The organism is Parashewanella sp. 2304DJ23-3 (assembly GCF_056591695.1).
This window is the reverse complement of the sequence record NZ_JBWQOH010000011.1, coordinates 91,849-105,921: the sequence shown is the minus strand read 5'-3', so window position 1 is coordinate 105,921 and position 14,073 is coordinate 91,849. Positions and strand designations below refer to the sequence as shown.

Annotated in this window: 10 protein-coding genes; 4 read left to right on the top strand and 6 right to left on the bottom strand. The window is 40.6% G+C overall.

The genetic code is table 11. From position 1 onward, the window contains the following. Positions 1-441: 441 nt before the first annotated feature. The 4 genes from AC1EU2_RS16510 to AC1EU2_RS16495 all read left to right on the top strand — a co-directional run bounded on the left by AC1EU2_RS16510 (position 442) and on the right by AC1EU2_RS16495 (position 5,719). Complete coding sequence (locus AC1EU2_RS16510) at positions 442-2,232, top strand: DUF885 domain-containing protein (RefSeq protein ID WP_480299382.1); 1,791 nt, start codon at positions 442-444, stop codon at positions 2,230-2,232. A gap of 72 nt (positions 2,233-2,304) precedes the next feature. Next, positions 2,305-3,258, top strand: a complete 954-nt coding sequence (locus AC1EU2_RS16505; protein ID WP_480299381.1) for an alpha/beta fold hydrolase — start codon at positions 2,305-2,307, stop codon at positions 3,256-3,258. 29 nt (positions 3,259-3,287) lie between these two features. Then, positions 3,288-3,752, top strand: coding sequence for a tRNA (uridine(34)/cytosine(34)/5-carboxymethylaminomethyluridine(34)-2'-O)-methyltransferase TrmL (gene trmL / locus AC1EU2_RS16500; RefSeq protein WP_480299380.1), 465 nt, complete (start codon positions 3,288-3,290; stop codon positions 3,750-3,752). Between the two features lie 122 nt (positions 3,753-3,874). Next, the gene (locus AC1EU2_RS16495; protein WP_480299379.1) at positions 3,875-5,719 is read left to right on the top strand and encodes a glycoside hydrolase family 13 protein; all 1,845 of its coding nucleotides are present in this window, start codon (positions 3,875-3,877) and stop codon (positions 5,717-5,719) included. A gap of 87 nt (positions 5,720-5,806) precedes the next feature. On the opposite strand, the gene AC1EU2_RS16490 is transcribed toward AC1EU2_RS16495, so the two are convergent. The 6 genes from AC1EU2_RS16490 to AC1EU2_RS16465 all read right to left on the bottom strand — a co-directional run bounded on the left by AC1EU2_RS16490 (position 5,807) and on the right by AC1EU2_RS16465 (position 14,060). Continuing rightward, complete coding sequence (locus tag AC1EU2_RS16490) at positions 5,807-6,181, bottom strand: glutaredoxin family protein (protein WP_480299378.1); 375 nt, start codon at positions 6,179-6,181, stop codon at positions 5,807-5,809. A 28-nt stretch (positions 6,182-6,209) separates the two neighbouring features. Continuing rightward, positions 6,210-6,842 (bottom strand): hypothetical protein, encoded by a 633-nt coding sequence (locus tag AC1EU2_RS16485; RefSeq protein ID WP_480299377.1) that lies wholly within the window; start codon positions 6,840-6,842, stop codon positions 6,210-6,212. Between the two features lie 280 nt (positions 6,843-7,122). After that, complete coding sequence (gene yegD / locus AC1EU2_RS16480; protein ID WP_480299376.1) at positions 7,123-8,484, bottom strand: molecular chaperone; 1,362 nt, start codon at positions 8,482-8,484, stop codon at positions 7,123-7,125. Positions 8,485-8,647: 163 nt separating this feature from the next. Next, on the bottom strand, positions 8,648-11,056 hold the full coding sequence (locus AC1EU2_RS16475) for a hypothetical protein (protein WP_480299375.1): 2,409 nt from the start codon (positions 11,054-11,056) through the stop codon (positions 8,648-8,650). A gap of 212 nt (positions 11,057-11,268) precedes the next feature. Then, positions 11,269-12,729 (bottom strand): M16 family metallopeptidase, encoded by a 1,461-nt coding sequence (locus AC1EU2_RS16470; RefSeq protein ID WP_480299374.1) that lies wholly within the window; start codon positions 12,727-12,729, stop codon positions 11,269-11,271. Further along, on the bottom strand, positions 12,726-14,060 hold the full coding sequence (locus AC1EU2_RS16465; RefSeq protein ID WP_480299373.1) for a M16 family metallopeptidase: 1,335 nt from the start codon (positions 14,058-14,060) through the stop codon (positions 12,726-12,728). The genes AC1EU2_RS16470 and AC1EU2_RS16465 overlap by 4 nt, the downstream gene beginning before the upstream one ends. Positions 14,061-14,073: the final 13 nt, after the last annotated feature.

Sequence of the window (14,073 nt, the reverse complement as noted above, 5' to 3'; positions counted from 1 at the left end):
CAACAAGGCAGAGAATGCGGAGTGTGGTTGTTCTACACGAGCATTAGATAACGCCGTAGAAACGAAAAAGGAGCACAGCCTTTCAGGTTACGCTTAAAACTGGCAAACTCGTCGTTACTCATCACTCATTTAGCTCACTAAACTTCACTCTTCGTGCCTTGATTTTGCCAGTTTTATGCAGTAACAAATCAGGAAATAAATTAGGGATAATTCCTAAAGTAACAGCGGAGTCTATCAGGCTTTTTTTACGATGACTTCTATATTCTGTTTTTTATGTGAGGTAGATAGTTAAAAATATCGAAAAAGCATTTGAATCCAAAAAGAAAAATGTTTTTTATTACAATTTGCTCTTGATAAGGTTAGATCATCTCCACCAAATTAAATGTCTTCATGGCATAATCTTGATTGAGAAATAAAAAACAAAATAAAAACAGGGAATTTATGAAGAAGCTCATTTTATCGTTCTTGGTCGCATCAACACTATGTGGATGCAGCATCAATATTCATGCGCCCGTGCAAACCTCCAAAAATTCAGAAGATCAAAACATTAAAGCTGAGCGTCAATCTGTACTAGCCCCATTAATAGAACAAGATTGGCAAATCAAACAATTTGCTTCAGCACAGCTTGCCGCAAGCACGGGTGACAAGAGCCAACTTGGAAAACTTGATAACCTATCACCTAAGCACCTTGAAGATGTCTATCATCAGAAGCTGGGATTACTCGAACAGCTTTCAGCATTAGATGATTCAATACTCACAAAAGATGAGCGTATCAATAAACAAATCCTACAGTATCAGTTGCAAAACAGCATCGACATGTATCGCTTCCATGATCACTATCAGCCGATCACGGCAGAAAGTGGCTTTCATGCTTATATTGCTTCCATCAATAAAGGCCGCTTTAATACTGAGCAGGATTACCGCAACTATTTGAGTAAGCTGGCCGCACTTCCAAAATACTTCAACCAACAGACGTATTGGTTAACACAAGGTGTAAAGGCTGGTATCACTCCGCCTAAAGTCACTTTAAATGGATTTGAAGACAGCATCAGTGCATTTATCGTACCCGTCGAACAAAGCGGCTACTTTGCGCCATTTACTCATTACCCAGATCACTTTTCCGCCGAGTTAAAGCAAGAGTTAACCAGTAAAGGCCGTAACTTGTTGAAAAATCAAGTGTTAACGAGCTACCAAAAGTTCTATGACTTTATGACGCAGGAATACATTCCGAATGCGCGTACCAACATTGCTGCAACCAGCTTGCCTGACGGTAAAGATTTTTATGAAAATCGAGTTCAATACTACACAACTCTGCCAATGACATCTGATGAAGTACATCAGCTAGGCTTGAAAGAGGTTGCTCGAATTAAGGCTGAAATGCGTGAAGTGATTAAGCAGACTCAATTTAAAGGCACCTTTGCCGAGTTCTTGCACTTTCTACGAACTGATCCGCAGTTCTATCCAAAAACCGCAGAAGAGCTGTTGAAAGAAGCCTCTTATATTGCGAAACAAGCGGATGCCATGTTGCCAAAATACTTTGGTAAGCTACCTCGTATGCCTTATGGCATTGAGCCAGTGCCAGCGCAAATTGCACCAAAATACACTACGGGCCGTTATTCTGGTTCAAACCGTGATGACGAAGCAGGTTACTACTGGGTAAATACTTATGCGCTCGATAAACGCCCTTTATATGAATTAACTGCATTAACATTGCACGAAGCAGTGCCAGGGCATCACCTGCAAATATCGTTAAATAAAGAGCTTGATAACTTACCCAACTTCCGCCGTTATTCGTATATTTCAGCATTCGGAGAAGGTTGGGGGTTATATTCAGAATATCTAGGGTTAGAAGCTGGGCTTTACAAGGATCCATATTCTAATTTTGGTCGTTTAACCTACGAAATGTGGCGCGCCACTCGTTTAGTGGTTGATACAGGCATGCACGCTCAACACTGGACGCGACAACAAGCCATCAATTACATGGCTGAAAACTCTGCTTTATCACTGCACAATATCACGACAGAAGTTGACCGATATATTTCATGGCCGGGGCAAGCTTTGTCTTATAAAATAGGTGAACTCACTATTAAGCGGTTGCGTAAAAAAGCTGAAACTGCGTTAGGTGAAAAATTTGATATTCGTGCGTTTCATGATGCAGTATTAGCCAATGGTTCAGTGCCAATGTCGATTTTAGAACAACAAATAGATACTTTTATTGAAACACAAAAGTAAATTTAAGTGTCTTTATCTGGCAGGAGAGATTTTTTCTCCTGCTATCCTTAATTGATGAAGAAAAAAAGCCACATGAAGTATTCGTCGGAAACGGCCTTAAACACACCAGAGCAACAAAAATTTTGGCAACAAGTTGAGCATCGTTCACTCAGAGTCAGCCACGATGTGACTTTAGCCTATTGCCAAATATTAAACTCAAACTCAGATAAAGCTGTGGTGATCAGTAACGGACGAATCGAGTGTTATGAAAAATATCGTGAACTCATTTTCGATATTTATCACCAAGGCTACTCTGTTTATGCGGTTGATCACCGTGGGCAAGGTAAATCAACAAGGCTAACGACAAAGCGTCACTTAGGCCATGTCGATAAGTTCAATGATTATGTCCTCGACTTTACTCTCTTTGTCGATCAAGTCGTGAAGCCAAGAAAACACCAAAATTTATTTCTCCTGTGTCACTCAATGGGCGGCACAATTGGTGCGTTGTATATGCATCAACACCCAAAAGTATTCAAAGCGGCGGCCTTATCAGCCCCAATGCTCAGCATAAAGTTACCTGCGCCAAGAAAAGTCATTGATGTACTGGCCAAAGCACTCGACTTTAAGAATTGGCCAATTTATGTGTTGGGCGGAACAGACTTTAAATTTAAAGCATTTAAAGATAATGATCTCACAAATAGCACCAATCGCTATTTAGAGTTTCATCGTATTTACCGAACCTACCCAGATGTCCAGCTTGGCTCGCCGAGTAGTCATTGGTTGCGTGAAGCCCTTACCGCTGCCGATAACGCCAGACTGCTGTTACCCGCATTAAACACACCAACACTCACGCTTCAAGCAAATCAAGATAGTATTATTGATAACCAAGCATATGACGATATCTTTGAAAACTTGCTGTCTAGTAGCCAGTGCCGAAGACAGATCATCAACCCAGCTAAACATGAAATTTTGGTTGAAACCGATGATGTTCGAACTCAAGCATTAGATGCTATTTTTGCATTTTTCAGTGAGCACGCTTTAAAATAGTCCAAATCATTATCTAGAGACTCATTTATATGTTTCATATTGCTTTATATGAACCAGAAATTGCCCCGAACACAGGCAACATTATTCGTCTTTGCGCCAATAGCGGCTGTCATCTGCATCTTATTGAACCATTAGGTTTTGATTTTGAAGAAAAGAAGCTGCGCCGTGCTGGTTTAGACTATAAAGATCTGACCAACGTTACCCGCCATAAAAACTACGAGGCATTTCTTGAAGCCGTAAAGGGCAGACGGATTATGGCCTGCACCACGAAAGGCAGTCGTCCTCACTCTGAGCTTCAGTTCGAGACAGGCGACGTTTTATTGTTTGGGCCTGAAACCCGCGGCTTACCTATGGATATTATTGAAGCCACACCTTTAGAACAAAGATTACGTATTCCCATGGTTGCGTCGAGCCGTAGCTTGAATTTATCAAACTCAGTTGCAGTGATTGCCTATGAAGCATGGCGTCAGCTGGGATACGACGGTGCGTCGTAAACCACAATAAAGAGAGGCTATCGTCTCTCTTTACCTTTCAAATTCAGTGAATACGATTGCAAACAATCAACCTGCGACACCAGACAGTGTAAGCTCTAAAAAAACAATTATTCTGCCACTTTATGCTACGTTTACTTTTTGGGTTGTTCATCAGCCTCAGCTTTTCTCTCTCTGCGGCGACCATTGATCGCATCGAACCTATGAACTGGTGGGTCAACATGACCAACCCAGAACTGCAATTGATGGTGCATGGTGACAATATTGCCCACCTTTCTCCAGTGGTGAACCATCCGCACATTACCGTGAACAGTGTTGAAAAAACCGATAATCCAAATTTTATGTTTATCAATCTTACACTGAAGCCAGAACTCAAGGCCGGCACGGTTGACATCGATTTTGTTCAATACGATGAAGTTATGCTTAGCCGTGCATACCCGATATTGCAACGCACGCCTCACTCAAAGCAACGCCAAGGCTTTAGCAGCAAAGACAGTATTTATTTGATCACCCCTGACCGTTTTGCCAATGGTGATGCCAATAATGATGAAATGATCTCGATGTCAGAAGGACTAAACCGCTACTTTAAAGGCGGCCGCCATGGTGGTGACGTTCAAGGTGTGATTGACCACCTCAACTACATTGAGCGTATGGGTTTTACTCAAATTTGGTTAAACCCAGTATTAGAAAACGCCATGCCAGAGTATTCTTATCACGGTTATTCCACCACTGACTACTATCAAGTTGATCCACGCTTTGGCAGTAATCAGCTTTATACCGACTTATCGAACAAGGCAGCAGACAAAGGCATTGGCCTGATCATGGATGTGATTTTGAATCACATTGGCAGCGAACATTGGTGGATGCACGACATGCCAAGCCAAGATTGGCTTAACCAACATGACAACTACACCCAAACTAATCATTACCGTGAAGCGCTTAACGACCCGTACGCTGCCGAGGTCGATAAAGCCGGATTCAATAAAGGTTGGTTTGTACCGACCATGCCAGATTTAAATCAGCAAAACCCAAAGGTCGCTACCTACCTTACCCAAAACGCCATTTGGTGGATTGAGACCGCTAACTTATCAGGCATTCGAGTTGACACTTACTCGTACTCAGATAAAGCCTTTCTTGCCAATTGGACTCAGCAGATCATGCTTGAATATCCAAACTTTAATATCGTCGGTGAAGAATGGAGTGCAAGCCCAGCCACTGTGGCTTATTGGCAAAAAGGCTCACCACGCCATGATGATTACCCAACACAATTGCCAAGTTTGATGGATTTCCCACTGCAAATTGCCATCGTAAAAGCGTTAACTGAGCCAGAAAGTTGGGACAAAGGGTTAATCCACTTAAACCAAACGCTTGCCAATGACTTTTTATACGGCAACCCGTATAACTTGGTCACCTTCCCTGACAATCACGACATGGCAAGGATCTATACCGAGCTGAATGAAGACCCTGCTCTAGTTAAAATGGCACTGGCGTTCTTTGCCACCACTCGCGGCATTCCACAAATTTATTACGGTACAGAAATTTTGATGACCGGAACCAGTGACCACGGTGAATTACGCAAAGACTTCCCCGGTGGTTGGCAAGGCGACAAGATCAATGCGTTCACTGGTCAAGGCCTGAGCACCTCCGAGTTAGATATGCAGAATTACACTCGCAAGTTACTCAATTGGCGCAAACATTCTGATGTGATCCATCACGGTAAGCTTAAGCATTACAACCGCCAAGATGGTCTTTACATTTACTTCCGTTATCTTGAAGGTCAATCGAAAAAAGTAATGGTGGTACTCAATAAGAATACTGAGAGTAAGACGCTAGATTTATCTCGCTTTGTGGAAGTATTGGGGAATGCGTCGACATTCAAGGCTCGTGATGTAATGACGGGGAACGGCTTGAAGCTTGAAGGTACTTTGAAAGTGCCAGCTAAGCAGGCATTGATATTAGAGGTTGAGTGAGAGTTTATTTGAAGAGTCACTACTGAATTCAATCTCCCCATATACCTGCAGCAACTCTTATTCTGCAGGTATGTTTTTCGTACGATTTTACCGTAAATGAGTCGGATGGGTAACTTGGCTGAGAGACGGTCGAATGGTCAGTTGTGAGTTTACATCGACTACAGGTAATGCATAAAAAGATGTTGCCAGCCCCTGTTTTTCCATTTTTCGTTTCAGGCGACGATTAATCATCTTGCTATCAACTGAGTGATACTCGTAGTCATACCCTTTTTGCTTTAGTTGGCTGATAAGGTCTTGAGTGTAACTGCAGCTGTCTCTGCCATAGATAGTAATAGAGTGCTGTTGCTGAACGTGATGTATTTCTACGACGTTTGGTGTTTCCTGAACTTCAGGACGAAACTTTTGCCAGCCTTGATAGGCCGCAATCCCAAAAATAACCAGAAAGAGTATGCGCTTGATCATGTTAGGTTTCCTTACCTAAAATTAGTATTTATAGACTAGCACCCTCTTGTCGCTTAGCGATAGCCATTTGTTGCCTAAGTAATTGCATTTGAGATTCATTATTTTGGATATCTTGTTGATATCTTTTGATATCTGCATATGCACTTTGTTCTTTCGAATGGAGTAGATTATCTCTATCAAGACACAGTTTACTTCTTTCCGCCTGTACCTGTTTGATCTTTTTCTTTATCTCACTTGTTGTTAATGTTACTTCCAGTAGCTCTTCATCGGATTCATCGGCAGAGTCAGGTGCAACAGTCAAATCCATACCACCGAGTAACTCTTCTAATGTTTCTCCCGATTCATTAAACCCATGACGGGAACCCTGCCGGCTTAACACGCTTGGAGTAAAACTATCACTGCAATCCACTAAGGTATGCTTTACCTCATCTTTGGCAACAGCGGCATCCGAAAAACTTGTTTTCTTTCGTGTGCGACCTTGAGCTTTGGATATCGGATCGCAGTTTAGTTCTGATTCAGAATCTAGAGGTTTGGGGAGAGCTTGAGAAGCTGTTACTGATTTAGAACCACTAAAATCTTCTTGAGTGGTAGATCCTGAACTTTCGTATCCATCAAATAACTGGGGGGAATAGTAAGTTACTGGTGAATTTGTAATGCTCATTAAAAAATTCCGATCACTGAATTAATTAATATTTTATTTCACTATTCCTATTTGAACTAATTAATAATTATTTATAAAAATAATCATTTTTATCATGACAGTAAGCAACATAACTACCTTGTGTTTTCACAAACTAGCAATGCCTTTCACGCTGAAATGTCACTGACCATGATTGAATGAGTGCTTATCTAGAAGTGGGGTTATTTAAATGTACTTTTCATATACATATAAAGATGCTTAACATGCATTGAAAGCACTCCCCCACAATCTTGTACTCAAATTAACAAAACACTCTCTGTGCCCATCGAGCTAAACCCGATGTTACCGAACCAAAGTGATCACCTATGATGATTTCAGTATCAGGAAAAACTTTTTTGATTTGTTGATAAATTGCAGGGCTTTTTGCGGTTCCACCTGTGACATAAATGAGTTCTGGTGTGGTTCCTGATTCATCAACAGCCTGACGCATGAGGTTTTCAACTCGCTGCAAAGGCACCGTAATCGCTTGTTCAAGCTGATTTTGGCTCAGTTGAACTTGCAAATCATGCTCGATAAAGTCAAGGTTGGCATGACAAGTCGTTGCGTCTGATAACTGAATTTTGCTGTTTTCCGCTTGTTTAACCAATTGATAGCTCAATTGATCTTCCCTAAGTTTGAGCAAGCGCTCAAGCTTTGCTGGTTCTTCAGCATCTCTTAAAAGCTCTTTAATTAGGGTCTTTGTACTTAACTCAATAAAGGCACGCTGCGCACTGACATCATTCACTGCTACGGCATTCCAAAACACTTTACTTGGCATCATTTTGCCATCATTTAGCTTACTTTCACTGCCAAACTCTGGCATTAAGCCTTTCATCGCAAATGCAATATCGAGGTCGTTACCACCAATACGCTGACCACTATGGCCTAAACAATCGGCTTTACGATCGCTTTGATGACGACGCTCAGGTGACATGTTAACCACAGAGCAATCCGTTGTACCACCACCTACGTCGACGACTAAAACCGTTTTTTCATGATCTAACTGAGACTCGAAATCCATTGCAGCGGCAAGCGGCTCAAAAAGAAATACGACATGCTCAAAGCCAGCTCGTTTCGCTGCGGTAGATAAAATGGCTTCCGCTTGTTGATTACTGTCTTCTCCGCCAATCGCTTGAAAATTCACTGGGCGACCAATAACAGCATGAGTGATCTTATCAACCAATGCTTTTTCGGCTTGAGATTTTACGTGTTGCATCATCAGCGTCACGATATCTTCAAATAACGCCATTTGCTCTGGGCGTAACCCTACTGCACCTAAAAAAGATTTTGGCGAGCGCACATAGAAGCCTTCTTCAGGCATGTCTAGATATTGTTCGAATGCTGCCTGCCCAATAAACACAGTCTGCTCATGAGGCTCAAGATCCAATTCATGGCGCACCTGACGTGCACGACTTAATTGTGCCGATCTGAGCTTGGCATACTCTTCCTGTAATGCTTTAGGTAAGTTTTGATAGACTGCTTCAGCAATGAGCTCTCTATCGAGCGCATATAAGGTCGACATGATATATGGGCTATCGTCACCCAATGATAAAAGTTCTACTTTTTGATTGTTAAGAATGCCAATTGAGCAATTGGCACTGCCATAATCGAATCCGACAAACATTTTTATCCATCCCGAATTGATAAAAAGGCTGGGTAAGATACAGGATTATAATCAACTTGTCTGTGAGTTTTTATTTTCAGTTTATGAAAAAATCCGTCATGTCAATCAGATTCTCGTCTTCATTTTAATTCTTGCAAAAAGAGTCTTTGCTATTTTTTGTAGATTAAAATGTTGACTCTTGAACAAATAAATCTGAACATTTAGGGTATTCATGTTCAATCCACGTCTTCATTTCATTACGACGCAACTCTCTTGCTTTGTGCCACACACCAGTCGCAAAGTCTTTAAACTCACTGTTTTCTTGTCCTAAAAGATTTCCAACCATTTTAATTGCAGTTTTGAGTCTTTCGTCTTCAAAGGAAATCACAGCATTGATAAAAGTAGGATTCAAAATAATCTCCTTGATTGCTTTTGAATCCGCTAATTCAATCAATTTTTTAAGCGATATATAGTTAGGCGTCTTTAGGGCATTGCAAAACAACCTTATCCACTCCTCCGGAGAAAAGCTATCAACTCCTGCATCATGCCACCGTTGTATTTCAGTACCATCACCTTCAAGTACAGCCTTTTCAAACTGTCTTTTTTTATAAAATAGAGTCTTGTTTCTATCAGCTTTAGCTTTGGCCTCAGGGGAAACTTTGAGCTTCTTCAACTCCTCAACCGATTTTGTTAATTGCTCTAAGTACTTCTTTATTTGAGAGCTGGGGTTTTGAATTAAAGGAGTAATGTCTTTAGAGCTAAGATCCGTTCCGTAAGGTAAAATAGCTCTTACTATATGTATAAGTTTGTTTTTTTTACAAGCCCATTGCAATAATCGAGAACTAGAATCAGGAGCATCCATTTTAAGTAAGTCTTCTTGGCAAAAATTAGATAGGAGCAGACACACAAGAGAAGAATTGGTAGAAAGTAAAACTTCATGGAAAATAATCTTTGATAATTCATGTTTGATTGGAGGAACCATCGACCCAGTAACAGTAGTCCGCTCAATAATTACAGCTTGCCTAACATCGATATCAAATTTCTCCATCAAAAAAGCAACTACTTTTAAAGATTTGTGATGACATCCATGAGTAAAGAGATTCCTTTCTTCTCTTTGATTATTGATAAATCCCGTACTAAACTCGCGTGTTTGCGAGTAATCAAGGTCAAGTTCTGTCATTAGGTATTCTAGTATTTCAGGCTGATCAGCAACTACCACATCAAATACTACCGGCAACATTTCGCTGCGCTTTCTATCATTTAAACATAAACGTTCAACCACATCTAACCAACCACCTTTAATAGCTAAAGATAACAATGGCTTTATTTCATCAAATGGAATTAATTTATAAGAGGTTGGGCTTAAGTGACACAAGGTCTTGCGACTTAATAAACAGAGTTCTGAATACGGAAACTTCTTATCACACAATGCTTGCTCTACAAGTAATATTTGCTCATTCACAGGCAAAAAATGACAAAGTTTAACTATGAATTTTTTATTGAAGTCAGACGCATTAACAATTTCAGCTAAACAATTATTTCCCTTTTCTTCTTGCCTAAGTGAAATTATCTTTCGCTTTAAAGTGATGCAAATTAACTGATATACCTCATTATCATACTCTCTAGGTTTAATCCCAGAAAAGATATGTAAACCAAATCGGGTCACTTCTGAAATTGTTTGGAGTTTCGATAGCGCACTCTCTATGAGAGGAATATAAATATGTGGGTGTGTTTTGTTTAAATCTAAAGCTGGAACTTGTGTTTGTTGAACATCTTGATATGGTGTCCACGGCATCAGTTGAACACTATATTGTTTTCCATTTAAGCAGGCAGCAGAAGGATTATCCTCAACTAATTTATTCCCCCACGCAAGAGCTTTACGTGGCAATGTTTGAGTCGAATTGTGATGAATAATTTTTGCTGGTGATAAATAAGCATCTGCCAATTTAATAAAAGATAGTGCATCAGTATGTGATACATAACCGAATCGAGGTGTTTTTACAAAAGCAGTTTCTTTGTCATTGAGCACTTTCTTATTCCCGTCACATGAGAACCCAAAGTGATTGGCACAGAAATCAACAAGTAACTCTATATATTTCTCTAAATTCTCCTCTGAAATATCATGGCGATAAATTAGGTAATCTTTTGCTAACTCAGTTACTAATTGCTTTTGAGCTGAATGTAAGCATTCAAGCTGCTCCTCTTTAGCGCATCGAAGCGTTTGTATTGCTCGGTATAGATTTGAAGGCTTATGGCGCACGACTTCTATTTGACGTGCAGCCAATACCTTATCCTTATTAGATATTTCAGTATCTAGGCGTAGTGTATTTAAGTCATCGAGTTGCTGTGTTGGTTGTCCATATAAATTTTGATGGCAAGGATATTCGGGAGGCTGTTTTGCAATATGCTCAGGTTTTAACTCTACACCATGATGAGAAAATAATGTGTCTGGTTCAACTTCATCTAGCTTCTTAGATTTGTCAACTCCGAACCAATCACTCGTATCTATATCAACAGTTTTATCGCCTTCTTCTGAAGTACAAAATTCAGTCTGCGACAAAGTTGCTAAATCAATGCGTTCTGCCATATACAACACTTAGTAATTGAGAAACTAATAACTAAGCTAACATCAATAACATACAAACTTGCATTAATTAATTTTCACCTTTCTGATGATCTAAAGTTAATTGCTTCTTTATATTCTCTAATCTCGTAATGCCCTTTAAAACAATCCACTCCTTATATTACTTGAAAAAAAACGGCATGGTTAATTGCCATGCCGTTTAACATAAATCCAATCAGAACTTACTGAGCGTTAAAGCCCACTGCTTTAATATCCACTTGAGTTACATCACCATATTGCTTAGCAATTGGCGCCACTTTTTCAGCATTACCAATCAATACATACTGCAAGTTTTCTTTCGGGAAATACTGGTTCACTAAACGTTTAGTTTCATCCAATGTTAATCCATCTACTTTGGCCTGAAAGTCATTGATGTAGCTGTCATCAAAGCCATACAAATACATGTTGGATAACAAACCTGCTAGCTGGCCATTGGTTTCAAACTTAGGTGGAAATTGCCCCTTAACATAAGCTTTAGCTGAATTTAAGGTTGCTTGGTCAATACCTTGCTCCCATAAGCGGCTATAAGTTTTCAATGCTAAGTCGATGGCTTCTTTGGTCGTTGAGGTTTTGGTAAACGTACTTATTCTAAATACACCATCTTTAGAATAAGGGACAAAACCTGAACGAGCACCATAGGTCAGCCCAGCATTCACTCGAAGTTCATCGTTTAACCACGACGTAAAACGCCCACCTAAAATGGTGTTAACAACGGTCAGCCCTACACGATCTTTATTGTCATAACGAATACCTTTACCACCAATTAAAAACGTAGTTTCAATGGCATCGCTTTTGTCCACTAATAAGACTTTACTGGCTTGAGGCGCTGGCATGGCAACTAAGTTTGCAGCAACCACTTGAGTTGATGCCTGCCATTGACCAAAAGCGTTTTCTAGTCGCGCTTTCATTTGCTTAGGTTCAAAATCACCAACCACAGTAATTGCCGTGTTTTGTGGCTGATAGAACCCCTGATAAAAAGATTTAAGTGCATTTACATCAATTTGTTTAAGGCTATCACTGTTACCTGATGTTGGTTTTCCATATGGATTATCACCAAACACTAAACGGTCAAAATAACGCCCAATCACATTGCGCGGGCTTTCTTTGGCTTGCCCTAGACCAGCAATCTTTCGCTGTTTTAACTTAGCAAACTCTTGCGCATCAAACTTTGGCTCTAACAATACCGCTTTAATAATCGGTAGCATTTTACCTAAATCTTTTGCAAGAAAGTCACTGCTGATCACACTCCCTTCTTTACGCCCTGATGTCGCTAGGCTCGCCCCCATAAAGTCGACGGTTTGCTCAATTTCAGATTTTGACCACCTACCTGCACCTAATAATAGGCTGTCCGCCGTTAAGCTGGCTTGTCCGCCCACGATGTCGTTTACACTGCCGGCTTTAACGACTGCATCAATCGTAATGAGCGGCACTTCTTTATGTGGCATCAAGTAGACTGTCAAGCCATTAGCTAGCTGATACTTTTCATATTGTGGCATTTTAAAACTGCCAGTATTGGTCACTTCGGCTTTGACAGCTTGTGGGGCTGTGGTTGAATTACAACCCGTTAGAGAAACAGCACAACCTAACGCCAAACCAAGCAGCCATTTTGATTTCATTGCTGTTGTAATTTTAGATGGCTTCATTGATCTTTCTCCTCGTGAGCTGCTAATACACCTACCGTTCGATTAGACTTTTTCAAATATTTTTGTGCGACACGTTGAATGTCTTCCGGGGTAACTTTGCTATACAGTTCAGGCGCTTGAAATAGCTTTTTGTAGTCACCAAAGAACATTTCGTAGGTACCAATGGTATTGGCCTTACCGTTTATGGTTTCCATAGTACGGTAGAAGTCCATCAACTTAATGTTTTTGACTTTATCCAGCTCGTGTTGAGTCACGCCTTTCTCAGCAATCAGATTAATTTGCTTTATCAGCGCCTTTTCAAGTTTCGATTCTGAAACCTTAGGGCTTGCGATACCGTAAACATAAAACAAATTTGGGTCGAACGAGGTTGGCATATACGTTTCTGCTGCAAGGGCTATTTGCTTATCCACTAGCCCTTGATACAAGCGTGAACTTTTTCCTTCGCTTAATATCGAAGACAAAATATCCAACGCATAGTAATCATCTGATTTCGAATTTGGAATATGGTAAGCCAGCATGACATTCGGTGTGCTGACCGACGCTTTTTCAACAAATACACGACGCTCACCTTTTTGTTCAGGCTCAACAGTACGAACTTTTTCAGGGGGTGTTTGGGCCGGGATTGGCTCAAAATATTGCTTTGCTAGACGCTTTACGTTATCGAACTTAACGTCGCCAGCAATTACAACTACTGCATTATTGGGTGCATAATATGTTTTATGGTATTGCTGCAAATCTTCCATGGTCCAAGCTTGGATATCTGACTCATGTCCAATAACCGACCATGAATAAGGGTGAGCAATAAACGCAACGCCTTTTAGAGGTCCTGAAAGTGCTCGCCAGTTTGAATTTTCTAGGCCAGTTGTTCGCTCAGAAGCCACCACGCCACGTTCACTTTGTACCATTTTAGGGTTAATGTCTAAATGACCAATTCTATCAGCTTCAAGATCAAACATCGTTTCTAGGGCATTAGCAGGAAACCAATCGGTATAAACCGTTAAATCTTCTGTTGCATAAGCGTTATTAGCGCCACCAGCGGCTTCCATAGTACGGTCGAACATTTTAGGCCCGTACTTTTTTGCTCCATTAAACATCATATGCTCAAAGAAGTGAGAGATGCCCGTAATGCCAGGATGCTCATTACGCGATCCTACTTTCCAAAACAAATACATATTGGCATTTGGAATCGAATGATCCTCTAATACCATTATCTTCATGCCATTTTCTAAGGTAAAGCTTTTTACGTCTGCTGCTGTGGTTTCAGCCTGTACCGCACCTGCGGTGAACATCAACCCCAGAGATAGACTTAAAGCTGTTAAGGTGCGCTTCATTATCATTCCCTAT